Source organism: Pseudomonas sp. B21-009, from assembly GCF_024749345.1.
GTDB lineage: Bacteria > Pseudomonadota > Gammaproteobacteria > Pseudomonadales > Pseudomonadaceae > Aquipseudomonas.
The window spans coordinates 1,532,353-1,557,664 of the sequence record NZ_CP087199.1; the positions used below are offsets into that span (position 1 = coordinate 1,532,353).

Here is a 25,312-nt window from a genome sequence, read left to right on the forward strand (position 1 = left end):
CGGCCGCCGCCGCTGATAATCGGCGCTGGATCCACTTCTGCCGAGAGCCTGCCATGTTGCTGCCAGAAACCGGGGGCGCCCGATGAGCGCCAGCCGCCGCAATACCGATGCCTTTGCCCTGCAAGTGATGCTGGTGCTGTGCTTGATCTGGGGCATCCAGCAGGTGATGATCAAGTGGGCCGCACCGGATATTGCCCCGGTGATGCAGCAAGCCATGCGCTCGGGGATGGCGGCATTGCTGGTCGGCCTGCTGATGTGTTTTCGTGGCGGCTGGGACCAGGTCTCCAGCACCTGGCGCGGCGGGCTACTGGCCGGTTCCCTGTTTGGCCTGGAGTTTCTGTTCATCGCCGAAGGCCTGAAGCTGACCTCGGCGGCGCACATGTCGGTATTCCTCTACACCGCACCGGTGTTTACCGCCCTGGGCTTGCATTTCATGCTGCCCAGCGAGCGGCTGCGGCCCTTGCAGTGGCTGGGCATCCTGCTGGCCTTTGGCGGTATTGCCTTTGCCTTTGCCGGTGGCGTTTCCCTTGAGCATCTGGACGCACAAATGCTGCTCGGTGATGCCTTCGGGGTGCTGGCGGGCCTGGCCTGGGGCGCAACCACCGTGGTGGTGCGCGCTTCGCGGCTGTCGGAGGCGCCAGCGACCCTGACGCTGTTCTATCAACTGGCGGTCGGTTTTGTCGGCCTGCTGTTGATCGCTGTCGCCAGTGGCCAGGTTACCCAGGTGCAGTTCACCCCGCTGTCGATCGGCAGCCTGCTGTTTCAGGGCCTGATCGTGTCGTTTTTCAGCTACCTGACCTGGTTCTGGCTGCTGCGCCGCTATCTGGCCTCGAACCTGGCGGTGTTCTCGTTCATTACGCCGTTATTCGGGGTGACTTTCGGCGTGCTGTTGCTGGGCGAGCCGTTGAGCCTGAATTTCGTCCTCGGCGCGATCATGGTGCTGCTCGGGGTGACCCTGGTCAGCGCTGAACAGTGGGTGCGCCGGCGCCTGCGCAGCCTGCTCGGCTAGCCTGCGGGCGCAACAGCAGCAGGCCGGCGAGCACCAGGCCGCTGGCGGCGATCAGCAGCGCTGCCTGCAGGCTGCCGGCGAACTGATTGCTCAGCGCCGCCAGCAGCGGTCCACTGAGCTGGCCCAGGGCAAAACAGGCGGTCAACAGCCCGGCATTGCGCTGGCTGGCGTGCGGTGCCAGCTCCCGCGAGCGTTGCATTACCAGTTGCATGCAGGCCAAGAACGGGCCGCCACAGAGGATTACCCCCAGCGCCAGGCCCGGGCCGTTGCCCAGCAGGCAGGCGAACACGCCGGCGGCCTGCAGCCACAGGGTCGCGATCAGCCAGCTTGAGGTGCTGCCCATGCCCGGGCGGCGCAGGCTGACCAGCACCACGCCCAGCGCCGCCGCCAGACCAAAACCGGGCCAGAACAGGTCGGCCAGCCACTGCCCGTGAAAGCGCGCACTGGCCATCTGCGACATGAAGGTCGCGGGGATGATGTAGCCAATACCGTACAGCGCATACACCAGGCCCAGGCGGGCAATTCCTTGCCCGGCTGGCTGGACGCGCGCCCCGCTGACAGTAGGCGCTAGCGTCTGCGGGCGTGGCAGCGCTGGCAGCACGATCAGCAGCATCAACAGGGCAACGGCGGCATAGATCAACCACAGCGGCGCCGAGCCCAGTCCGTTGAGGTTGGCGGTCAGCGCCAGCATTCCGGTTAAAAAAATTCCCACCCCGGGCCCGGCAAACACCAGGGCGCCGAGCCGTGGCCGATTGCTGGCCGCTGCCACCTGCTGGCTGAGGCTGGTGAGCATCACCAGCACCCAGGCGCTGGCCACGCCGGTGCCAAAGCGCAGCAGCAGGTGAGCCCAGAAGCCGCTGGCCGAGAACGACGCCAGGGTCAGCACGACGCACAGCCACAGACCGCCGTGCAGGCGAGCGCTGACCTGGCGCGGGCGGCGGGCGAACATGGCGTCCAGGGCGCCGAGCAGATAGCCCAGGTAGTTGGCGGCGGCGATCAGGCCGGCGGCGGTCAGGCTGACCTGCCCTTCGCTGATCAGGTGCGGCAGCTGTGGAGTGAGGGCGAAGCGGCCGATGCCCATGGCCATCATCAGGGCAACGGCACAGGCGAGAAGGCGAATAACTGGCGACATGGCGGCAATTCCTGCACAAGCGTGAATGACCGTCAGGCTAAAGCCGGTTGACTTTCAATAAAATTGAATAATGATGAGTAACTTGTTCTGTTTTGGAGAATGGATCGTGGAGCTCAGCCAATTGCGGATTTTCCAGGCGGTGGCCGAGGAGGGCTCGGTGACCCGCGCCGCCGAGCGCCTGCACCGGGTGCCGTCGAACCTGTCGACGCGCCTGCGCCAGCTCGAAGAGCAACTGGGCGTTGAGCTGTTTCGCCGCGAGCGCCAGCGCTTGCAGCTGTCGCCGGCGGGCAAGGTGCTGCTCGATTACGCCGGGCGCATGCTCGCCCTGCACGATGAGGCCTTTGCCGCCGTGCAGGGCGGGCAGCCGGCCGGGGAGTTCGTGCTGGGCTCGATGTACAGCACTGCGGCCATTCATTTGCCCGACTTGCTGGCCCGTTACCACAGCGCTTACCCGGCGGTGAACCTGCAGGTGCAGGCGGCGCCCAGCGGCGAGTTGCTCGAAGGCTTGCTCAGCGGCCGCCTGGATGCCGCCCTGGTCGACGGGCCGCTGGCCCTGGTCGACGGGCCGCTGGCCCTGGCCGGGCTCGACGGCGTGCCGCTGTGCGACGAAACCCTGGTGCTGATCACCGAACCCGGCCATGGGCCGGTGCGCAGTGCCCGCGATGTCGCCGGGCGGGCGGTGTTCACCTTTCGTCAAGGCTGTTCGTACCGGATGCGCCTGGAGGCCTGGTATGCCCACGATCACGCGGCCATGGGCCGGGTCATGGAAATCGAGTCGTACCCGAGCATGCTCGCCTGTGTGATAGCCGGGGCTGGGGTTGCGTTGATGGCGCAGTCGATGCTCGACAGCCTGCCGGGCCGCGAACGGGTGGCGGTGCATCGCCTGCAGGCGCCGTTCGATCAGGCCACCACCTGGCTGATGTGGCGCAAGGGCATGCGCGGGGCGAATTTGAGCGCCTGGATCGATTTGCAACAAGGGGAAACAGTTACCCAGGCAGCGCAGATGGCGCAGGAGGCTTGATTGAGATCAAACTTGCCCTCAAGTCATGTTGCACAGACATGCGCATTGCAATACTTGGGACTATGATCTGTATGAAGCATCGCAGGATTTATTCGCCGTGCAGGCTGACCCGTAAGGGGGAGTTATGAGAAACCATCTGTTCAACTGGCTCCACGACCTGGCCGCTGCCCTGGGCCTGATCCCGCCACCGCTGCAGCCGGTGCCGATCCCTACCGACGAAGAACAGCGCAAGCGCCAGCCACGTCGCTAAAACACATCGGCCGCCGCATCATTGCTGATGCGACGGCCGTGGTGCACCTGTCTATCAGGCCAGGTTGACGGCGCCTACCGGGCGGCGCGACATCAGGCTGACTACCACAAAGCTCACCAGGCCGATCGCCAGGCTGTAGTAGATCGGCGTGTTGGCATCCATCCCATCTATGATCATGAACGCCAGGGCGGTGACGAAGCCCAGGGTCATGCTGGTGATCGCCGCCGCAGTGGTGGCGCGTTTCCAGTAGATGGCGCCGATCAGCGGAATCAGCATGCCGCCCACCAGCAGGTTGTAGGCCAGGGTCAGGGCGCTGATCACATCGGTTACCACCAGGGCGATACCCAGTACGGCAATACCGGTCAGCAGGGTGAACAGGCGGTTGATGCCCAGGCTCGACTGCTTGCCGCCGCGCAGTTTCGGCAGCAGGTCTTCGGTCAGGACCGTGGAGGCGGCCAGCAGGCCAGCACTGGCGGTGGACATCATCGCTGCCAGCGCAGCGGCAATCACCAGGCCACGGATACCGTCAGGCAGGGTGGATTTGACGATCGCGGCGAAGGCGTTGTTGGCGTTGTCCAGATCCGGCAGGAGGACATGCGCGGCCATGCCGATCAGTGCGCACACCAGGCCGTAGATCACGCAGTACACGCCAGCAGTGGTGCCTGCGTACTTGGCGACTTTCTCGTCACGGGCGGTGAACACCCGTTGCCAGATGTCCTGGCCGATCAGGATGCCGAAGAAGTAGATCAGGAAGTAGGTGATGATGGTGTCCCAGCCGATGGTGGTCAGGCTGAAGTTGCTGGCCGGCAGCTTGGCCACCAGTTGATCCCAGCCACCGACCTTGTACAGGCAGATGGGCAGCAGGACGAACATCAGGCCGACGGTCTTGATCACGAACTGGACGATGTCGGTCAGGGTCAGCGACCACATGCCGCCGATGGTCGAGTACACCACCACCACGCCACCACCGAGCAGGATCGCGCCCCAGAACGGCAGGTCGAACAGCACTTGCAAAACGGTGCCGATGGCCAGGGTCGAGGTCACCGCGATCATCAGCGCGTAGGCAAGCATGATCACCGCACTGGCCTGGCGGGCCATGGGGTTGTAGCGTTTTTCCAGCACCTGGGTAACGGTGAAGATCTTCAGACGCAGCAGCGGCTTGGCCAGGAACAGGTTCAGGGCGATGATGCCCAGGCCCAGCGCGGCGCACAGCCAGAAGCCGGAAATCCCGTGGACATAGCCCAGGCGTACGGTGCCGACGGTCGACGCGCCGCCCAGTACCGTGGCGGCCATGGTGCCCATGTACAGGCTAGGGCCCAGGTTGCGCCCGGCCACCAGGTAATCTTCATGGGTTTTTGCCCGGCGCATGCCGAACCAGCCGAGCGCGAGCATGCCGGCGGCATAAATCAGAACAACGAATATGTCCAAGGCCATGGGTGTCTCCAATTATCTTTATTATGGTGAGATCGACCCCGGCGCCAGGCAAGCCTGGCGCCGGGTCATTCGTCTACTCAGTGGGCCGTCGTTGCGGCCCGACTGTCATGGCTCCTGCCCTGTTGCAACTCCTGGTGTACTACCGTTAGCGGCGAACCACGCCCGGCAGTGCACAGAGCATTTCGTACAGCAGGTTGGCACCGAGCAGCGAGGTGTTGCCGGTGGTGTCGTAAGGTGGCGAGACTTCCACCAGGTCGCAGCCGATCAGGTCCAGGCCCTGGCAACCACGGATGATTTCCATCGCCTGGATGGTGGTCAGGCCGCCGATTTCCGGGGTGCCGGTGCCCGGTGCCCAGGCCGGGTCGATACCGTCGATGTCGAAGCTCAGGTACACCGGGCCGCCACCGACTTTCTCGCGCACTTCGGCCATCAACGGCTCCAGCGACTTGTGCCAGCACTCTTCGGCCTGGACCACACGGAAGCCCTGCTTGCGGCTCCAGTTGAAGTCTTCGGCGGTATAGCCCTGGGCGCGCAGGCCGATCTGCACCACGCGGTCGCAGTCCAGCAGGCCTTCTTCGACGGCGCGGCGGAAGGTGGTGCCGTGGGCGATCTTCTCGCCGAACATGTGATCGTTGACGTCGGCGTGGGCATCGATGTGCACCAGCCCGACCTTGCCGTGCTTCTTGTGGATAGCACGCAGGATCGGCAGGGTGATGGTGTGGTCGCCGCCCATGGTCATGGGGATGACGTTGTGTTCGAGGATCTCGTCGTAGGCTTCTTCAATGATCCGTACGGCGTCGAGCAGGTTGAAGGTGTTGATCGCCACGTCGCCGATATCGGCAACCGACAACGAATCGAAGGGCGCAGCGCCAGTGGCCATGTTGTACGGGCGGATCATCACCGATTCGGCGCGGATCTGCCGTGGGCCGAAGCGGGTGCCGGAGCGCAGCGAGGTGCCGATGTCCAGGGGGATGCCGATGAACGCAGCATCCAGGCCTTCGGCGCTTTGCAGGTGAGGGAGACGGAGCATGGTGGCGATGCCGCCGAAGCGCGGCATTTCGTTGCCGCCCAGTGGTTGGTGCAGAATCTTGTCCACGGTCGGGCCTCATCGATTCGATTGTTCTAGTTGTTGGAACCTGTCTGGCTGGCTCGGGGCAACCCCTGAAATGCCGGCAAGCAGGTGCATTGCGGCAGAGTCTGCAAAAGGTAGTGGATGAAAAGAATCGCTACAGGCAAATACTTAGTTCAGGTTTTTCTGAACTAATGCCGGTATTGCGGTTAGAATCCGGCCATCTGTAGCCCTGCGGACCGCGATCACATGGCCTCTGCCTTGCCCGACCTGAAACTCCTGCGCATCTTCGTCAGCATCGTGCGCCACCAGGGGTTTGCCAACGCCCAGCGCGAGCTGAACCTGTCGACCTCGGCCATCAGTACCTACATGAGCCAGCTCGAGGCGGCCCTCGGCATCGTCCTTTGCCATCGCGGCCGTGGCGGTTTCAGCCTGACCAGCAAGGGTGAACTGTTCCACCAGGAGACCTTGCGCCTGCTGGCAGAAATGGACGGTTTCGAGCAATACGCGGCGGCGCTCAAGGGGGAATTGCGCGGTACCCTCAACCTTGGGGTGATCGACTCCACCGTCGGCGATCGGGCCTTGCCTTTGGCTGAAGCTATCGGTGCCTACAGCCAGGAGCACCCCGCGGTGCACTTGCACCTGTCGGTGTCGAGCCCCTACGAGCTGCAACTGGGGGTGCAGGACAACCGCCTGGACCTGGCCATCGGCGCCTTTTCCACGCGCATGAGCGGGCTGGTGTATCAGCCGTTGTACCGCGAGCAACATTGGCTGTATTGCAGCAACCGCCACCCGCTGTTCAACGAGCGGCGCATTCCCGAGCAGGTGATTACCCAGCAGCGCATGGTCGGTCGCGGTTACTGGAGCCAGGCTGAGCTTGCCCGCCACGGCTTCAAGCACAGCGCGGCAACGGTGGAGAGCATGGAGGCGCAACTGATCCTGGTGTTGTCCGGCGCCTATATCGGCTACCTGCCGGAACACTATGCCCAGGCCTGGGCTGACAAGGGCGATTTGCGGGTGCTATCGCCGGCGACCTTCGGCTATCAGGCGCCGTTCTCCATGATCATTCGCCGTGGCCGCAGCCGCGAACCCTTGATCCAGACCTTTCGCGATCTACTCAAGGCGCAACTCACTCCAGCCTGAACGAAACGGCCCCTGAAAAATTTAGTCGCGGTTGCAAAAAATCCTGAAAAAATCGGCCGCGACCCCGTAATTGCTCTGCTAAACCTGTATTGGCTTGATGAAATTTCCCATCTCTCCTTTGCAGGGATCGCCCAGATGCGCATGAATTTGCCCGTCACTGAGCATGAAAGAACCTTTCCGAGCGAACAGCGGCTGATTTCCACCACCGACCTCAACAGCCGCATCACCTATTGCAACGACGCCTTTGTCGCCATCAGCGGTTTTACCTACGAGGAATTGCTCGATCAGCCGCACAACCTGGTGCGTCATCCGGACATGCCCCCCGCGGTGTTCGGGCATATGTGGGAAACCATCAAACAGGGCAAACCCTGGATGGGCGTGGTGAAGAACCGCGCCAAAAACGGCGACTTCTACTGGGTCAGCGCTTACGTTACGGCGATTTACGAAAACGGCCGGATCAGCGGCTACGAGTCGGTGCGCTCGGTGCCGACCCGCGAGCAGATCCGCCGGGCCACGGCGTTGTATGCACGGTTGCGCCAGGGGCGCAGCCCGGTGCCGCTGGCGGCTCGACTGGGCGCGACAGTGGAACACGGCTGGCCCTTGGTCGGCGCTGGTATTTTGTCTGTGATCAGCTATTTGTGGCTGCCCCAGTACGCCGCCCTGGGTGTGCTGATGGCCAGCCTGCTCAGCGCCTGGTACCTGATCGAGGCGCGGCAGAACCGGGTAATCCGCCGCACCCTGGGCGAACACCCGAAAGCCTTCACCAGCCCTCTGGTGGCCCTGACCTACAGTGACAACAGCGGCCTGCAGGGCCAGCTGGACCTGGCGATCATCAGTGAAGAAGCCCGCTTGCAAACGGCCCTGACGCGCCTGGTGGATGCCGGTGTCGGGGTCAAGACGCGCGCCGCGCAATCCTCCGACCTGTCGGGGGCCCAGGCGCAGATGCTCGACAAGCAACGCAGCGAAACCGATCAGTCGGCCACAGCGATTGCGCAAATGGCAGCGACCATCCAGGAAGTGACGCACAACGTGCAGAACACCGCTACGGCCGCCTCCGATGCCGATCACCTGGCCCAGCAGGGCAGTGACCTGGCGCAGCAAAGCCTGCGCGCCATGGGCAGCATGGCCGAGGCGGTCAGCGACATCGGCCAGGCGGTCAATGCCCTGGCCGACCAGACCCAGTCGATCGGCAGCGTGGTCGATGTCATCACCTCGATTGCCGAGCAGACCAACCTGCTGGCGCTCAACGCGGCGATCGAGGCGGCGCGGGCCGGCGAGCAGGGCCGGGGCTTTGCCGTGGTCGCCGACGAGGTGCGCTCGCTGGCCCAGCGTACCCGTACCTCGACCGAGGAGATCCACCAGATTATCGCCTCGTTGCGCGCCGGCGCCGAGCGGGCGGTGTCCAGTGCCAGCAAGGGCGAGCAGATCTCCCGCGACAGCGTGCACAGCGTCGAGGCGGTGCAGTCGGCGCTGGTGGGCATCACCCAGGCGGTCAGCCGCATCACCGGCATGAGCCAGCAGATGGCCACAGCCTCGGAACAGCAGAGTCATGTCGCCGAGGACATCAACCAGCAGATCACCCGCATTGCCCAGCTCTGCGATCACAGCGCCGGGCAGGCCAAGCAGGGCGCCGAGATCAGCCAGGACCTCGAACGCATGGCCGATTACTTGTACAGCCTGGCCGAACGTTTCAACCGCTGAAGCTTTTCGTCTCTCCCACAGGGAAGTGGGCTTTTTTCGGGGCTGCTGTGGCACACTTTGCCCGCTCAGGAGAACCCGATGTCCAGAATCCACTGCGAGCGCTGCCTGCGCCCACAAGCCCATTGCCTTTGTCCGCTAATCCCTTCCCTCGACAGCCGTACCCGCGTGCTGTTGCTGCAGCATCCCAGTGAAGTGCGCCATGCGCTCAATACCGCCAAGCTGGCGGCGCTTGGCTTGCGCAATGCGCAATTGCACGTGGGCGAAGTGTTTGAGAACCTGCCTGAGCTGCTGCAAGCACCGGGGTACCGCAGTGCCTTGCTGTTTCCGGGCGATGCGGCGCAGCCGCTGGTGGCCTATGCCGACGGCGAGGATCAGCGACCGTGGCAGCTGGTGGTGCCTGATGGTACCTGGCGCAAGGCGAGCAAGTTGCTGCATGTGAACCCGTTGCTTGGCACGTTGCCGCGGGTAACCCTGGCCCAGGTCCTGCCTTCGCGCTATCGCCTGCGCAAAGCGCCGCAGGCGGGGGCGTTATCGACTTTGGAGGCACTGGTGCAGGCGCTCAACGTGCTGGAGGCGCCGGAGAATTTCGATGCGTTGTTGAAGCCGTTCGAGACGCTGATCGAGGGGCAGATTGCGGCGATGGGGCGCGAGACCTACGAGCGCAATCATCTGCGTTGAGCCACTGCGAGCGCCTCAGCGTTCGCGCATGGCTTCGGTACGTGCCTTGAGCACCGGCTTGAGCAGGTAATCGAGCACGCTCTTGTGGCCGGTGATGATATCCACCGTGGCAGTCATGCCGGGGATGATCAAAAGCGGTTTGTTATCACCACCCAGGTGGTTCTTGTCGGTGCGCACCTGGATCAGGTAAAAGGCGTTGCCCTTGTCGTCGGTGACGGTGTCGGCGCTGATCAGTTCGAGCTTGGCCTTCAGGCCGCCGTAGATGGTGTAGTCGTAGGCGCTGAACTTGACCATCGCCGACTGCCCGGGGTGCAGGAAGGCGACATCTTGCGGGCGCACCTTGGCCTCGATCAGCAGGTTGTCTTCCAGCGGCACGATTTCCAGCAGGTCACTGCCGGGCTGGACCACGCCGCCGATGGTGTTGACCTTGAGCAGCTTGATGATCCCGTGCACCGGCGAAACCACGGTGGTGCGGGTTACCCGGTCATCGATGGCAATGCTTGAGGCGGTGATCTTCGACAGATCGGTGCGTTTTTCGTTGAGCTCCTTGGCCGCCTCTGAGCGAAACCCGGCTTCGGACTCTTCGATCTTGCTCTTGATCTCGGCCACCGCCGCTTCGGCGCGCGGGATTGCCAGGCTGGTGGCGTTGAGCGAGCCGCGGGCTTCAACGGCGCTGCGCTTGAGGCGCAGGATTTCCACCGGTGAGATCGCCCCGGTGCCGACCAGCGGCGTCGACATGTTCAGCTCCTGCTGCAGCAGCGCCAGGGCCGAGCGGTACTGCTCGACCTTGGAGCGAAATTCGGCCAGTTCCTGGGTTTTTTGCCGCAGTTGCTCGTTGAGGGTCTGCTTTTCGCTGCTTAGCCGGCGCTGGCGCGACTGGTACAGCGAGAGTTCGTCTTCAGCCACTTGTGGCGCCTTGCTGCGCACTTCTTCGGAGAGCTGGAACGGCCGGCCTTCGGCTTCGGCGGCAAGGCGCTCGACCTGGGCGGTGAGGGCAAAGCGGTCGGCTTCGCTCTCGCCCTTGTTGGAGAGAAAACGCGTGTCGTCCAGGCGCAGCAAGGTGTCGCCCTTGTTCACCATCTGCCCTTCACGGACGAAGATCTCGGTGACGATGCCGCCTTCAAGGTTCTGGATCACCTGGACCTTGCTCGACGGAATGGCCTTGCCTTCGCCCATGGTCACTTCATCGAGCACGGCGAACTTGGCCCACAGCAGCGCCACCAGCAACAGCCCCGCGGCCAGCCACACGGTGATCCGCGACAGACGCGGCGAGTCCTGCAGGGTGGCGCCGGCCACATCGGGCATGAACTCGCGTTCGGCGGTCTTGCCGAAACTCTGGAAGTAGCTGCGCAGGCCTTGGCTTACGGACATGAATGACCCCCTAGAGTGCCGCGCCAACGCGGCCTTTGCGCAGTGCATCGATGACCGCTTCCTTCGGCCCGTCGGCAACGATCTTGCCGTTGTCCAGTACCAGCAGCCGGTCGACCAGGCTGAGCATCGAGGTGCGGTGGGTGACCAGCAGCAGGGTTTTGCCCTGCACCCAGCCATGCAGGCGCTGGCGCAGCTGGTCTTCGCTGCTGTTGTCCATGTGGCTGGTGGGTTCGTCGAGGATCATGATCGGCGGTTCGAGCAACATCGCCCTGGCCAGCAGCACGGCCTGGCGCTGGCCGCCAGAGAGCAACTGGCCGCGCTCGCCGACCGGGCGGTCGAAGCCTTGCGGGTGCTGGCGGGCCAGCTCGCTGACGCCGGTCAGCTCGGCCACTTCAAGCATGCGCGCATCGCTCACATAGCGCGCGCCGAGGGTCAGGTTGTCGCGCAGGCTGCCGGCCAGCAGCGGCAGGTCATGAGCGACGTAGCCCAGTTGGTGGCGCAGGTCGGCGATGTCCAGTTGGCGCAGGTCGAGGTTGTCGAGCAGGATCTGCCCTTCGTCCGGGGCATAGAACCCCATCAACAGGCGCGCCAGGGTGCTCTTGCCCGAGCCGCTGCGGCCGATGATGCCGATGCGTTCGCCCGGCTTGACGCTGAAGCTGATGTCATTGAGGGCGGCAGCGTTCTGGCCGTGGTAGCGAAAGCTCACATGGCTGACGTCGAGGCCGCCGTGCAACTGGGTGCGCTCCAACGGTTGCTGGCCGGCCTGGCGCTCCTGCGGCAGGGCCATCAGCGCGTCGGTGCTGCGCATGGTCAGCTGTGCCTGCTGGTAGCGGGTGATCAGCCCGGCGATTTGCCCGAGCGGTGCCAGCACCCGGCTGCCGAGCATGTAGCTGGCAACCAGGGCGCCGACGCTGAGGTTGCCGGCAATGATGCTGTAGACCCCGGCAACGATGGTGGCCATGCCGCAGAACTGCTGGATGAACAGCGTGCCGTTGGTGGCCAGCGCCGACAGGTTGCGGGCGTGGGCGTCGAGGCGGGTGAGGGCGCCGTGGGTGCTTTCCCACTGATACTGGCGCTCGCTTTCGGCGCTGCAGGCCTTGAGGGTTTCCAGGCCGCCCAGGGTTTCGATCAGCAGCGCCTGGCGCACCGCGCCCAGGGCCAGGCTTTTTTGCACGGTATCGCGCAGCCGCACCTGGATGAACAGGGCAAAGAAAATGGTCACCGGGAAGGCAATCAGCGGGATCACCACCAGCCAGCCACCGAGCAGGCCGATCACCGCCAGCATCAGCACCACGAAGGGCAGGTCGATAATGCTGGTCAGGGTCACGGCGGTAAGGAATTCACGCAGGCCCTGGAAGTCATGAATGCTCTGGGCAAAGCCGCCAACCGTGGCCGGCCGGGCTTTCATCGACATGCCGGTGATGCGTTCGAACAGGGTGGCGGAAAGAATCAGGTCGGTCTTTTTCCCGGCCTGGTCGAGCAGGTGGGCGCGGACCACGCGCAGGGTCAATTCGAACAGGGTGCCGATCAGCAGGCCGGCGCTCAGTACCCACAGCGTCGAGGTAGCCTGATTGGGCACCACGCGGTCGTAGGTCTGCATGACGAACAGGGGCACCATCAGCCCCAGCAGGTTGATCAGCAGGCTGGCGAGAATGGCGTCGCTGTAGAGCCAGCGTGAGAGTTTGAGGGTGTCGCGAAACCAGGCGTTGACCCGTGGCATCAACGGCGCACGCAGGTCTTCGAGTTCATGGCGGGGGCGGGCGAACAGCGCCTCGCCGGCGTAGGCTTGCAGCAGTTCTTCGCGGCTGACCCACTGCTCGCCGCCTTCGGCTTCACAGGGCAGGATCAGCGCCCGGCCGTCATCGCCCCAACGCCGCAGCACCGCGCAGCGGCCGTCCTTGAGCAGCAACAGCACCGGCAGGTTGAGCGCCGAGATCGCTCCCAGCTCACGCCGCAGGATCCGCGCCTGCAAACCGGCCCGTGCCGCTGCCCGGGGCAGCAGTTCAAGGCTCAGGCGTTGCTCGGGCAGCGGCAGGCCGGCACTCAGGCCGGCGCGACTGACAGTGCAACCATGCAGCTTGCAAAGGATCAGCAAGCCATCGAGTAGCGGGTCATCGAAACTCTGGCGCGGATCTATTGCCGAGCTCGCAGGTTGCATGCTGGTCACAGTCGCCTACTCCTGCCGCAGTTGGAGGGGTTTAGCGCATATCGGGCAGGCGCGCCTCGCTCTTCACTTCGCTCTTGGCGATCGCCTCGGGTGGCAGCGAGATGCGCTGCTTGTTCAGCAGTTCACCCATGTTGGCCAGCACCCGGTACATGGAGAACTCTTCGGTGTAGCGCACTTCGGTGTAGCGGCGGTTGGCGTTGTACAGCTCGTTTTCACTGTCGAGCAAATCGAGCAGGGTGCGTTGGCCGAGGCCGAACTGGTCCTGATAAGCGGCGCGCACACGGGTGGTGGTCTCGGCGTACTCGCGGGCCGCCGGCAGTTGCACGCGGGCGTTGTTCATGGCGTTCCACGACAGCGACAGGTCTTCGGTCAGCTGGCGCAGGGCGTTGTTGCGGATGTCCATGGCCTGGTTGATCTTGTGCGCATCGGACTGCAGGCGGGCCTTGTCGCTGCCGCCGCGGAACAGGTTGTAACTGAGCTCGACACCGGCCTGCCAGTCGTTGTTGTCGTGGCCGACCTGACCTGCAGTGTTGTTGTTGGCACCGGTTGCCAATACTGCGTCAATACGCGGGTAGAACGGCGACTTGGCCACTTCGTATTGCTGCTCGGCCGCATTGACGTCGGCCTGGGCGGATTTCAGGTAAGGGTTGTTTTCGAGCATGTCCTGGCGTGCAGCAGCCAGGTCAGCAGGCACTTCGCCCTTGATGGTCACCGGGGTTTCCAGCTCATCGGGCTGGCGACCGACGACGCTATAGAACCTGGCCTCGGCATCGGCCAGGTCGACCTCGGCGGTGTACAGGTTGTTTTCCGCCAAGGCGCGACGGGCAGTGGACTGGTCGCGGTCGGCGTTGCTGCCGACCCCGCGCTCACTGCGCAGGCCGATCTGGTCGTTGACCCGCAGGTGCGCCTGCAGGTTGTTCTTGGCCAGGGTTACCAGCTCGCGGCGTTTGAGCACTTCAAGGTACACCTCGACGGTACTCAGGGCGACGGACTGGGCGGTGGCCTGGGTGTAGTAGGCCCGCGAGTTCACCACTGCCTCGGTACGGCCGACTTCGTTGGCGGTGTTGAAGCCGTCGAAGAGCATCTGCCGCAGGCGCAGGTCGGACTGGGTGTAGGTCAGTGTCTCTTTATTATGATTACGCGTGCCGTCGGCATTGAAGCCACGGGTATTGGTGTTGTCGGAGCGTTGTCGACCGTAACCGGCCACCAGGTCGACGGTGGGGAAGTAACCGCCTCGGGCGAACTTCACGTCTTCATCGGCCGACAGCCGGCTGTTTTTGCTGGAGCCGATTTCCGGGTGGTAATCCACGGCGCTTTGCACAGCCTCATTAAGTGACATCGCCTGGGCATTGGCACATGCCATGGCCAACAGAATTGCGCTGGTGATGGGGGTCAAAACGCGCATGGGTTACTTCTCCCTGATTTCTAATAATGGTCCTGCGATTCGTCAAAAAAGTGACGAAAACCTGAGGTCAAACCGTATCAGGCTTGTAACAACAGAGCTAAGAACATTTACGCGCGAAGCTAAGAAGATTTTTTCATAAGAGTTATGCGAAAAAAAACTTATGCGGTCTAAGAAATCCGAGACATTGTTCATATCAGGCAGCCCGTGGAATCAGCGCTAGGGTGCATTTTTTCGGGCGTCAGAGAAAGTTCCCGTGTTTTTGCAGCAGAGGGCATGGATGTAGCGGAGGGGATGGAGGCGGGGCGAAGTTTGGCGACAAATTTTTGGCAGGTGTCACTAGGCCACTTCGCTCAATCACTTTCACCGCAGCTCTGGCAGGCGAAGTCATTGATTTCATTGAAATCATCTCGCACTCCAGGGCTGTTTTAGCGTTGGCCCGGGTTAATTCCGCCGGGCTGGCCACGCGATAGTTCAGCGCACGTTGCTGCAATCAACCGATTTGCAGTGGAGGAGTGCGCTCATGGCTAAGTTAATCGGTGTCGTCAGCAAGGTGGTGGGCGAAGTCTTCGCTGTAGGCAGCGATGGCAGCCGCCGGCCGCTGATCGAAGGCGACAAGGTATATGCCGGCGAGCAGCTGGATACAGGCCTTGCTGGCGCAGTCGCCGTCCACCTGCAAAACGGTGCCGAACTGACCCTCGGCCGTGACAGCAATCTGACCCTGACCCCTGAGCTGCTGGCGGATCGCGCGCCGCATGTTGATACACCGGAGTCGCAGACCCCCAGCCAGGCGCAACTGTCTGATGTCGAGAAACTCCAGCAAGCCATCGCTGCGGGTGCCGACCCGAGCCAGGACGCCGACCCCACTGCAGCCGGCCCAAGCACTGGCGGAGCAACGGGGGCACTGGGCGGCGGGCATACCTTCGTGATCCTCAACGAGGTGGCCGGGCGCGTTGATCCGCAGATCGGCTTTCCCACCGCAGGCTTCAACGGCTTTCCCGAGTTGCCGCAGCTGGACGTCGGCCTGATCAACAACAATGACGAAGCCCCGCCAGTGCCGGTGATCGACAACCCGGTCAGCCTCGAAGGGCTTGCCGTCGAGGGCGGCGAGCTGTCGTTGAACGAGGCCAATCTACCCCAGGGCTCGGCCAGCAATCCGGCGGCCCTGACCCAGGCGGGCAGTTTTACCGTGCAGGCACCCGATGGGGTGTTCAACCTTAACGTCGGCGGCATCAATGTGGTCACCGCCGGTGCGGTGACCGGCATCGGCCAGTCGATCACCACTGGCCTGGGCAATTTGCTGACCATTACCGGCTATGACCCTGCCACTGGCGTGGTCAGCTACAGCTACACACTCAACGGTGCCGAAACCCACCCCAGTGGCGCGGGTGCCAACGGGCTTGGTGAAAGCATCGCGGTACTGGTCAGTGATACCGACGGCGACGTAGCCACTGGCTCGCTGGATGTCACGGTGATTGACGACGTACCGCGGGCAGTGGCCGATAGCAATGCCGTCACCGCCACCGAGAACCAGCTGACCCTGACCGGCAACGTGCTGACCAATGACGTGCAAGGCGCAGACCGGGTACCAACCGGGCCGATTACCGCCGGCACCTTCGTCGGTACCTACGGCACTTTGGTGCTGGCCGCCGACGGTTCCTACACCTATACGCTGAATACTGCCGATCCGGATTTCATCAATCTGCATGGCGGTGGTAATGGCGTCGAGACCTTCACCTACACCCTCACCGATGCCGACGGTGATGTTTCCAGCGCCAATCTGGTGCTCAACGTCAGCAACCTCAATGACCCGGTGGAACTCAACGGGCTGAGCATCAATGGCGGCGAGCTGGTGCTGTTCGAGAAGAACCTGGCAGCTGGCAGCAGCCCTGATGCGGCGGCACTGACCCAGAGTGGAACCTTCACCGTGACCGCCGCCGACGGCCTGCAATCGCTGACGGTGGGCGGTATCAATGTGATCAGTGCCGGGGTGGTCAATGGCTTCCCGCAATCACTCACCACGGCCCTGGGCAACACCCTGACCATCAACGGTTTTAACCCGGCCACCGGGGAGGTCACCTACAGCTACACCCTCAATGGCAGCGAAGCGCATGCCGCCGGCAATGGCAGCAACTCACTGGGCGAGAGTTTCAACGTGGTTGCTACCGATACCGATGGCAGCAGCGCGAGCATGAGTATCGATGTTTCCATCGTCGACGACGTGCCGACCGCGGCGGCAGATACCAACGCCGTTACCGCTACCGAGAACCAGCTGACCCTGACCGGCAACGTGCTGACCAACGACGTGCAGGGTGCGGACCGTGTACCCACGGGGCCAATTACTGCCGGCACCTTCGTCGGCACCTACGGCACCTTGGTGCTGGCCGCCGACGGGTCCTACACCTACACGCTGAATCCTGCCGATTCGGACTTCTTCAACCTGCATGGCGGCGGTAACGGGGTCGAGACCTTTACCTACACCCTGACCGATGCTGATGGCGATGTGTCCACCGCCAACCTGGTGCTCAATGTCACCAACCTCAATGACCCGGTGACTCTCAATGGCTTGAACGTTGAAGGCGGCGAGCTGACGGTTTTCGAGAAGAACCTCGGCGACGGCAGCAACCCGGATACGCCAGCCCTGACCCAGACCGGCAGTTTCACGGTGACCGCGCTGGACGGTGTGCAAACCCTGACCGTCGGTGGCATTACCGTGGTCAGTGGCGGCGTGGCCAGCGGCTTCCCGCAATCGGCCACCACGGCGCTGGGCAATACCTTGACCATCACCGGTTATGACGCCTCGACCGGCGTGGTGACCTACAGCTACACCTTGCTCGACAACGAGGCCCACCCGAACGCCAACGGCACCAACAGCCTGGGCGAGAGCTTCACGGTCAGTGTGACGGACACCGACGGCAGCACTGCCAGCGGGTCCATCGATGTGAATATCGTCGACGACGTGCCGACCGCGGCAGGCGATACCAACGCCGTTACCGCTACCGAGAACCAGCTGACCCTGACCGGCAACGTGCTGACCAACGATGTGCAGGGCGCGGACCGTGTGCCAACCGGGCCGATCACCGCCGGCACCTTCGTCGGCACCTACGGCACCTTGGTACTGGCCGCTGACGGTTCCTACACCTACACGCTGAACACTGCCGATCCGGACTTCTTCAACCTGCATGGCGGCGGTAACGGGGTCGAGACCTTTACTTACACCCTGACCGATGCTGATGGCGATGTGTCCACCGCCAACCTGGTGCTGAATATCACCAACCTCAACGACCCGGTGACTCTCAATGGCTTGAACGTTGAAGGCGGCGAGCTGACGGTTTTCGAGAAGAACCTCGGCGACGGCAGCAACCCGGATACGCCAGCGCTGACGCAAACTGGCAGCTTCACGGTGACTGCGTTGGACGGTGTGCAAACCCTGACCGTCGGTGGCATTACCGTGGTCAGTGGCGGCGTGGCCAGCGGCTTCCCGCAATCGGCGACCACCGCCCTGGGCAATACCTTGACCATCACCGGTTATGACGCCTCGACCGGCGTGGTGACCTACAGCTACACCTTGCTCGACAACGAAGCCCACCCGAACGCCAACGGCACCAACAGCCTGGGCGAGAGCTTTACGGTCAGTGTGACGGACACCGACGGCAGCACTGCCAGCGGTTCCATCGATGTGAACATCGTCGACGACGTGCCGACCGCGGCAGGCGATACCAACGCCGTTACCGCTACCGAGAACCAGCTGACCCTTACCGGTAATGTGCTGACCAACGACGTGCAGGGTGCGGACCGTGTACCCACCGGGCCAATTACTGCCGGCACCTTCGTCGGCACCTACGGCACCTTGGTGCTGGCCGCCGACGGTTCCTACACCTACACGCTGAACACTGCCGATCCGGACTTCTTCAACCTGCATGGCGGCGGTAACGGGGTCGAGACCTTTACCTACACCCTGACCGATGCTGATGGCGATGTGTCCACCGCCAACCTGGTGCTCAATGTCACCAACCTCAACGATCCGGTGACTCTCAATGGCTTGAACGTCAATGGCGGTGAACTGACCGTTTTCGAGAAGAACCTTGGCGACGGCAGCAACCCGAATATTCCGGCCCTGACCCAGAGCGCGAGCTTTACCGTCACCGCCCCGGACGGCCTGCAGACTTTGACCGTCGGTGGCATCACCGTGGTCAGCGGCGGCGTGGCCAGCGGCTTCCCGCAATCGGCGACTACCGCCCTGGGCAATACCCTGACCATCACCGGCTACAACCCGGCGACCGGCGTGGTGACCTACAGCTACACCTTGCTCGATAACGAGAGCCATCCGACGGCCAATGGTGCCAACAGCCTCAACGAAAGCTTTACCGTAACGGCTACGGACACCGATGGCAGCACTGCCAGCGGGTCCATCGATGTGAACATCGTCGACGACGTACCGACCGCAGCAGGCGATACCAACGCCGTCACCGCCACCGAGAACCAGCTGACCCTGACCGGTAATGTGCTGACCAACGACGTGCAGGGCGCGGACCGTGTGCCAACCGGGCCGATCACCGCCGGCACCTTCGTCGGCACCTACGGCACATTGGTACTGGCCGCTGACGGTTCCTACACCTACACCCTCGATCCTACCGACGCAGACTTCAAAAACCTGCACGGTGGCGGCAATGGCACCGAGACATTCACTTACACCCTGAAGGACGCCGACGGCGACATCAGCACCGCCAACCTGGTGCTGAATATCACCAACCTCAACGACCCGGTGACCCTCAACGGCCTGAACGTCAACGGCGGCGAGCTGACCGTTTTCGAGAAGAACCTCGGCGACGGCAGCAACCCGAATATTCCGGCCCTGACCCAGAGCGCGAGCTTTACCGTCACCGCCCCGGACGGCCTGCAGACTCTGACCGTCGGTGGCATCACCGTGGTCAGCGGCGGCGTGGCCAGCGGCTTCCCGCAATCGGCAACCACCGCCCTGGGCAACACCCTGACCATCACCGGCTACAACCCGGCCACCGGCGTGGTGACCTATAGCTACACCTTGCTCGATAACGAGAACCATCCGACAGCCAATGGCGCCAATAGTCTCAACGAAAGCTTTACGGTAACCGCCACCGATACCGACGGCAGCACCGCCAGCGGTTCCATCGATGTGAATATCGTCGACGACGTACCGACCGCGGCAGGCGATACCAACGCCGTTACCGCTACCGAGAACCAGCTGACCCTGACCGGCAACGTGCTGACCAACGACGTGCAGGGTGCGGACCGTGTGCCAACCGGTCCGATCACCGCCGGCACCTTCGTCGGCACCTACGGCACCTTGGTGCTGGCCGCTGACGGTTCCTACACCTACACCCTCGATCCTACCGACGCAGACTTCAAAAACCTGCACGGTGGCGGCAATGGCACCGAGACATTCACTTACACCCTGAAGGACGCCGACGGCGACATCAGCACCGCCAACCTGGTGCTGAATATCACCAACCTCAACGACCCGGTGACCCTCAACGGCCTGAACGTCAACGGCGGCGAGCTGACCGTTTTCGAGAAGAACCTTGGCGACGGCAGCAACCCGAATATCCCGGCCCTGACCCAGAGCGCGAGCTTTACCGTCACCGCCCCGGACGGCCTGCAGACTCTGACCGTCGGTGGCATCACCGTGGTCAGTGGCGGGGTGGCCAACGGCTTCCCGCAATCGGCAACCACCGCACTGGGCAACACCCTGACCATCACCGGCTACAACCCGGCCACCGGCGTGGTGACCTACAGCTACACCTTGCTCGATAACGAGAACCATCCGACGGCCAATGGCGCCAACAGCCTCAACGAAAGCTTTACCGTAACGGCTACGGACACCGATGGCAGCACTGCCAGCGGGTCCATCGATGTGAATATCGTCGACGACGTACCGACCGCGGCGGGCGATACCAATGCCGTCACCGCCACCGAGAACCAGCTGACCCTGACCGGCAACGTGCTGACCAACGATGTGCAGGGCGCGGACCGTGTACCCACCGGGCCAATTACTGCCGGCACCTTCGTCGGCACCTACGGCACATTGGTACTGGCCGCTGACGGTTCCTACACCTACACCCTCGATCCTACCGACGTAGACTTCAAAAACCTGCACGGTGGCGGCAATGGCACCGAGACATTCACTTACACCCTGAAGGACGCCGACGGCGACATCAGCACCGCCAACTTGGTGCTCAACGTCACCAACCTCAACGACCCGGTGACCCTCAACGGCCTGAATGTCAACGGCGGTGAGCTGACCGTTTTCGAGAAGAACCTTGGCGACGGCAGCAACCCGAATATTCCGGCCCTGACCCAGAGCGCGAGCTTTACCGTCACCGCCCCGGACGGCCTGCAGACTCTGACCGTCGGTGGCATCAACGTGGTCAGTGGCGGCGTGGTCAGCGGCTTCCCGCAATCGGCGACCACCGCCCTGGGCAATACCCTGACCATCACCGGCTACAATCCGGCGACCGGCGTGGTGACCTACAGCTACACCTTGCTCGATAACGAGAGCCATCCGACGGCCAATGGCGCCAATAGTCTCAACGAAAGCTTTACGGTAACCGCCACCGATACCGACGGCAGCACCGCCAGCGGTTCGATCGACGTCAATATCGTCGATGACCTGCCGAGCGCTGTTAACGACACCAACGCAGTTACGGCCACTGAGGTACAGCTGACCCTCACCGGCAATGTGCTGACCAACGACGTACAGGGCGCCGACCGCGTAACCGGGCCGATCACCGCTGGCACCTTTGTCGGTACCTACGGCACCCTGGTGCTGGCCGCCGACGGTTCCTACACCTACACCCTGAACCCCAACGATACGGACTTCATCAACCTGCACGGCGGTGGCACAGGTGTCGATACTTTCACCTACACCTTGCGCGATGCCGATGGCGACACCAGCACAGCGACGCTCAAGCTCAATGTCAGCAACCTGGACAACCCGGTCACCATTGACGGCCTGAACGTCAACGGTGGCGAGCTGACCGTCTACGAGAAGAACCTCAGCGACGGCACCAGCCCGGACTCTCCGGCCCTGACCCAGAGCGGCACCTTCACCGTGACGGTCCCTGACGGGCTGCAAAGCCTGACCGTCGGTGGCATCAGCGTGGTCAGTGGCGGGGTGGTCAACGGCTTCCCACAGAGCGGGACTACGCCGCTGGGTAACTCGATCACCATCACCGGTTACAACCCGGCCACCGGGGTGGTCAGTTACACCTACACCTTGCTCGACAACGAAAACCACCCGAACGCCAATGGCATCAACAACCTCAACGAGAGCATCAATGTCGTCGCCACCGACACCGATGGCAGCTCCGCCAACGCGACGATCGATGTGAAGATTGTCGACGACGTACCGAATGCAGTCGGGGCAGAACGCTCGGTGACTCCGGGGCAGGTGGACTCCAACCTGCTGCTGGTGATCGATGTGTCCGGCAGTATGAATGAGGCGTCCGGCGTGCCGGGGCTGACGCGTATGCAACTGGCCAAGCAGGCGATCAATGCCTTGCTCGACAAGTACGATGAAATGGGCGATGTAAAGGTCCAACTGGTGACCTTCTCTACCGGGGCCAACCAGCCTTCAACTGTGTGGGTGACCGTCGACCAGGCCAAGGCTATCGTCAACGGCCTCAGCGCGGGTGGTTCGACCTATTACGATTCAGCGATTACCTCGGCGCAGTCGGCCTACACCACCGGGGGCAAAATCACCGGTGCGCAAAATATCGTGTACTTCTTCTCCGACGGCGCACCTACGTCGGGGCACGCGATTACCGCGCCGCGCGAAGTTGAATGGGAGGGTTTCCTCGACAGTAATGGGATCAAGTCCTACGCGATCGGTCTGGGCAGTGGCGTCAATGCCGGTAACCTCAACCCGTTGTCCTACGACGGTAGTACCCACACCGACACCAATGCCACGGTGGTCACCGACCTCAACCAGCTCAACTCGGTGCTGTCTGGCACCGTCCAGGGCGCACCGATCACTGGCAGTCTGATGAGTGGCGGCCAGTTCGGCGCTGATGGCGGCTTTATCAAGTCGCTGGTTATCGATGGCACTACCTACACCTACGATCCGAAGGGCAACGGCGGTGCGGGCTCTTATGCCACCAGCGGTGCGGCGGACCGGGGTACTTTCGATACCGGCACCAACAGCATTACCGTGAAGACGGCGATCGGCGGCAGCATCGTGGTCAACATGGATACCGGCGACTTTACCTACACGCCGCCCAAGGACACCGGCAGCGGCCAGGTCGAGCAGATCGGCTTCGTCGCCAGTGACAACGATGGCGATACCGCCAGTGCCAACCTGGTGATCAATGTCTACGCCAATACCGCGCCAGTGGCCGGGGCCGACCATGTCATCAGCAACATTCTGTCGAGCAGCATCACCGTGCCCGCCGAAGCCTTGCTGGCCAATGACAGCGATGCCAACCATGACCGCCTGAGCGTGCCTTCGACGACCACCTTCGATACCGGCTGGGCGGCAAAAGGGGCAGGCTTTACCGTGGGCAGCGGTACACCGCCGACGGTTGTCTTCAACGGCACCAACAACACCGGCGCCAACCAGCTGCGGGACCTGCCGCGCAGTGCCTTCAGGGGCCCGGCCAATGCCATGACGGCGGCACTGGTTGTCAGCGGATACCTGGGTGCTGTGACCACGGCCAATGCCAACGATGAGGACGTATTGACCGTTACCCTGAAAAAAGGCGAGACGCTGACCCTCGATCACAACCTGGCAGCGGGCAACATCCTGATGGAATGGAAAGACGAGAGCGGCAGCTATCAAACCATCGCCGACGGCGGCTCTTTCACCGCCAGTCATGCCGGCCTCTACAGCATCCACCTGGTCAACCTCACCAACTCGTCAGGCAGCAACACCAACGCGGCTGAAAACTACGCGCTGACCATGACTGTCGACTATTCCAACGCCCAGAACGAAACCGCCTACGGCACCTATACCGTCAGCGACGGGCATGGTGGCAGCAGCACCGGCAATGTCGACATCGTTTATCAGGAGGGCAATACCCTCACCGGTACCAGCGGTGACGATACCCTGCTGGCCGGCGCCGGCAACGATACCCTCAATGCAGGTGCGGGCAACGATGTGTTGATCGGCGGGGATGGCAACGACTTCCTCTACGGCGGTGATGGCAATGACCTGTTGATCGGTGGTGCCGGCAACGACCTGCTCGACGGTGGCGCGGGTATTGACACCGCCAGCTACGCCAGCGCCGGCAGCGCGGTGACGGTCAATCTGAGCACGGTCGGAGCGCAGAACACCGGGGGTGCCGGTACCGACACCCTGGTGGCGATCGAAAACCTGATCGGCTCGGACTACAACGACAACCTGACCGGTAACGACAACGCCAACGTGCTCAACGGCGGCCTGGGCAACGACACCCTGATCGGCGGTGGCGGTGATGATGTGCTGATCGGCGGCCCGGGCAACAACACCCTGACTGGCGGCACGGGTAGCGATACCTTCCTGTACCAGCAGGGCAACACCGGGCACGACGTGGTCACCGACTTCACCCCGGGCACCGATCGTCTGGACCTGTCGCAGCTGTTGCAGGGTGAGAATGCAACGACAGCGTCGCTGGATGACTACCTGCACTTCAAGGTCACCGGCAGTGGCGCCAGCGTGGTGTCGACCATCGAGGTCAGCTCGGTGGCAGGTGCGGCGCCGACCCAGACCATCGACCTGGCAGGGGTGAACCTGGCCCAGCACTATGGTGTGACGGCAGGTGCGGGCGGGGTGATTGCGGCAGGGCAGGACACGGCGACGATCATCAACGGCATGCTCAACGATCATTCGTTGAAGGTGGATACCGTATAGGTCTGTTGCTGCAGTCTCAGGACGGGCGCCGCAGGGTTTTCTGCCGCAGGATGTAAATGCTCACCAGCACCGCGCTGGTGAGCATGAACCCCCGCGCCCAGATCAGCGGCACCAGGTAGCAGGACAAACCGATGCTCAGCCACATCAGGCCGATGGCGTAGACCTTGCCTTTGAGGGGAATGCCTTCGCCACTGAGGTAGTCACGAATCCACGGCCCGAGCTTGGGGTGGTTGACCAGCCAGTGGTGAAAGCGCGGCGAGCTGCGCGCAAAGCACGCAGCAGCCAGGAGCAGGAACGGGGTGGTCGGCAGTACCGGCAGGAAGATCCCGATCACCCCCAGCGCGACGCTGAGCCAGCCGATGGCCAGCAGCAGGTAGCGCATGGACGCCGACTCAGTGGTGGCGAGGCTTGAGCAGGGCTGGCTTCTCGTCCGGCGCGTGCAGCAGCAGGTACAGCGCGGTCAGGGCTTCAGGGATCTGCACGATCATGTCGTCCTGCAGGTTGGCGTCCTTGGCGATGTCTTCGAATTCTGGCTGTTCATCGAACAGGCCGGAACCGACCATGATCGGCAGGAGCATCTCGCTGACTTCGTCTTCAGCCGATTCGAACCAGGCCTCTTCGCGCAGGAACACGCCCTCCATGAAGCCGATGCACCAGCCGCGCAGGTCGGAGTCGTCCGGGTCTTCACCAAGGTCGAGGTCGCATGGCAGCTCGAACTCTTCGTCGCTGGCCAGCTGGCGGGCGATGTGGGCCTTGAGGGCGAGCAGGGTGCCTTCGATGGCTTCGCGCTCGGCGTCGTCCTTGTAATGCGGCTCTTCGGCGAACAGGGCGTCGATCCATTCGCGGTCCGGAACCGACTCGGCACAGATCGACAGCGCGGTCATGTAGCCGTGGGCGGCCACGTAGTCGAGCGCCTCTTCATGCAGCTCGTCGGCGTCGAGGAAGGCTTGCAGGCGGGTCAGTTGCTCGGCGAAGGACATTACGGGGCTACCTTGGGAATAAACGATACTGAATTCTAGCACCTTGCAGCGCAAACGAGGCAAAGGAAGACGTCTATCGCAGAGCATCCT

14 protein-coding genes and 2 pseudogenes are annotated in these 25,312 nt (G+C 63.0%); 8 read left to right on the plus strand and 8 right to left on the minus strand.

Going from position 1 to position 25,312, the window contains the following annotated elements; translation table 11 throughout:
• Positions 1-82 precede the first annotated feature (82 nt).
• Positions 83-1,009 (plus strand): DMT family transporter, encoded by a 927-nt coding sequence (locus tag LOY34_RS07090; protein ID WP_045193396.1) that lies wholly within the window; start codon positions 83-85, stop codon positions 1,007-1,009.
• On the opposite strand, the gene LOY34_RS07095 is transcribed toward LOY34_RS07090, so the two are convergent.
• Complete coding sequence (locus LOY34_RS07095) at positions 960-2,141, minus strand: MFS transporter (protein WP_195883329.1); 1,182 nt, start codon at positions 2,139-2,141, stop codon at positions 960-962. The two genes, LOY34_RS07090 and LOY34_RS07095, sit on opposite strands and share 50 nt — an antisense overlap.
• Before the next feature lie 106 nt (positions 2,142-2,247).
• Between LOY34_RS07095 and ptrR the strand changes: the two genes are divergently transcribed.
• Positions 2,248-3,162, plus strand: coding sequence for a putrescine utilization regulator PtrR (gene ptrR / locus LOY34_RS07100; protein WP_258664466.1), 915 nt, complete (start codon positions 2,248-2,250; stop codon positions 3,160-3,162).
• Positions 3,163-3,286: 124 nt separating this feature from the next.
• Positions 3,287-3,412, plus strand: a complete 126-nt coding sequence (locus LOY34_RS07105) for a PA1414 family protein (protein WP_010223057.1) — start codon at positions 3,287-3,289, stop codon at positions 3,410-3,412.
• Between the two features lie 54 nt (positions 3,413-3,466).
• Here the strand turns inward: LOY34_RS07105 and LOY34_RS07110 are convergent, their stop codons facing one another.
• Both LOY34_RS07110 and speB read right to left on the minus strand, forming a co-directional pair.
• Positions 3,467-4,846 (minus strand): sodium:solute symporter, encoded by a 1,380-nt coding sequence (locus LOY34_RS07110; protein WP_093385872.1) that lies wholly within the window; start codon positions 4,844-4,846, stop codon positions 3,467-3,469.
• Between the two features lie 145 nt (positions 4,847-4,991).
• The gene (gene speB / locus LOY34_RS07115) at positions 4,992-5,942 is read right to left on the minus strand and encodes an agmatinase (RefSeq protein ID WP_045193392.1); all 951 of its coding nucleotides are present in this window, start codon (positions 5,940-5,942) and stop codon (positions 4,992-4,994) included.
• A gap of 222 nt (positions 5,943-6,164) precedes the next feature.
• Between speB and LOY34_RS07120 the strand changes: the two genes are divergently transcribed.
• The 4 genes and pseudogenes from LOY34_RS07120 (at position 6,165) to LOY34_RS07130 (ending at position 9,437) form a co-directional block, all read left to right on the plus strand.
• Entirely contained in the window at positions 6,165-7,058 is an 894-nt protein-coding gene (locus LOY34_RS07120) for a LysR family transcriptional regulator (protein ID WP_045193391.1), read from the plus strand.
• A 141-nt stretch (positions 7,059-7,199) separates the two neighbouring features.
• Positions 7,200-7,505, plus strand: a pseudogene (locus tag LOY34_RS27475) (PAS domain-containing protein); the annotation flags it as partial.
• Between the two features lie 279 nt (positions 7,506-7,784).
• A pseudogene (locus tag LOY34_RS27480) lies at positions 7,785-8,759 on the plus strand (methyl-accepting chemotaxis protein); the annotation flags it as partial.
• A gap of 78 nt (positions 8,760-8,837) precedes the next feature.
• Positions 8,838-9,437: a tRNA-uridine aminocarboxypropyltransferase gene (locus LOY34_RS07130; RefSeq protein ID WP_195883330.1), complete on the plus strand. Its 600-nt coding sequence runs from the start codon at positions 8,838-8,840 to the stop codon at positions 9,435-9,437.
• A gap of 15 nt (positions 9,438-9,452) precedes the next feature.
• On the opposite strand, the gene LOY34_RS07135 is transcribed toward LOY34_RS07130, so the two are convergent.
• From LOY34_RS07135 to LOY34_RS07145, 3 genes are read right to left on the minus strand one after another with little or no spacing between them, the layout of a single operon-like run.
• Complete coding sequence (locus tag LOY34_RS07135) at positions 9,453-10,808, minus strand: HlyD family type I secretion periplasmic adaptor subunit (protein WP_045193388.1); 1,356 nt, start codon at positions 10,806-10,808, stop codon at positions 9,453-9,455.
• A 10-nt stretch (positions 10,809-10,818) separates the two neighbouring features.
• Positions 10,819-12,966: a type I secretion system permease/ATPase gene (locus LOY34_RS07140; RefSeq protein WP_371128686.1), complete on the minus strand. Its 2,148-nt coding sequence runs from the start codon at positions 12,964-12,966 to the stop codon at positions 10,819-10,821.
• A 40-nt stretch (positions 12,967-13,006) separates the two neighbouring features.
• Positions 13,007-14,380, minus strand: coding sequence for a TolC family outer membrane protein (locus LOY34_RS07145; RefSeq protein WP_045193386.1), 1,374 nt, complete (start codon positions 14,378-14,380; stop codon positions 13,007-13,009).
• Positions 14,381-14,900: 520 nt separating this feature from the next.
• On the opposite strand from LOY34_RS07145, the gene LOY34_RS07150 reads away from it, so the two are divergent.
• Complete coding sequence (locus LOY34_RS07150; RefSeq protein ID WP_258664469.1) at positions 14,901-24,242, plus strand: retention module-containing protein; 9,342 nt, start codon at positions 14,901-14,903, stop codon at positions 24,240-24,242.
• Positions 24,243-24,258: 16 nt separating this feature from the next.
• On the opposite strand, the gene LOY34_RS07155 is transcribed toward LOY34_RS07150, so the two are convergent.
• Together LOY34_RS07155 and LOY34_RS07160 are read right to left on the minus strand one after the other, a co-directional pair.
• Positions 24,259-24,624 carry a YbaN family protein gene (locus LOY34_RS07155; RefSeq protein ID WP_045200076.1) on the minus strand — a complete coding sequence of 122 codons (366 nt, stop codon included), beginning with the start codon at positions 24,622-24,624 and terminating at the stop codon, positions 24,259-24,261.
• A 10-nt stretch (positions 24,625-24,634) separates the two neighbouring features.
• On the minus strand, positions 24,635-25,222 hold the full coding sequence (locus LOY34_RS07160; protein WP_195883332.1) for a YecA family protein: 588 nt from the start codon (positions 25,220-25,222) through the stop codon (positions 24,635-24,637).
• Positions 25,223-25,312: the final 90 nt, after the last annotated feature.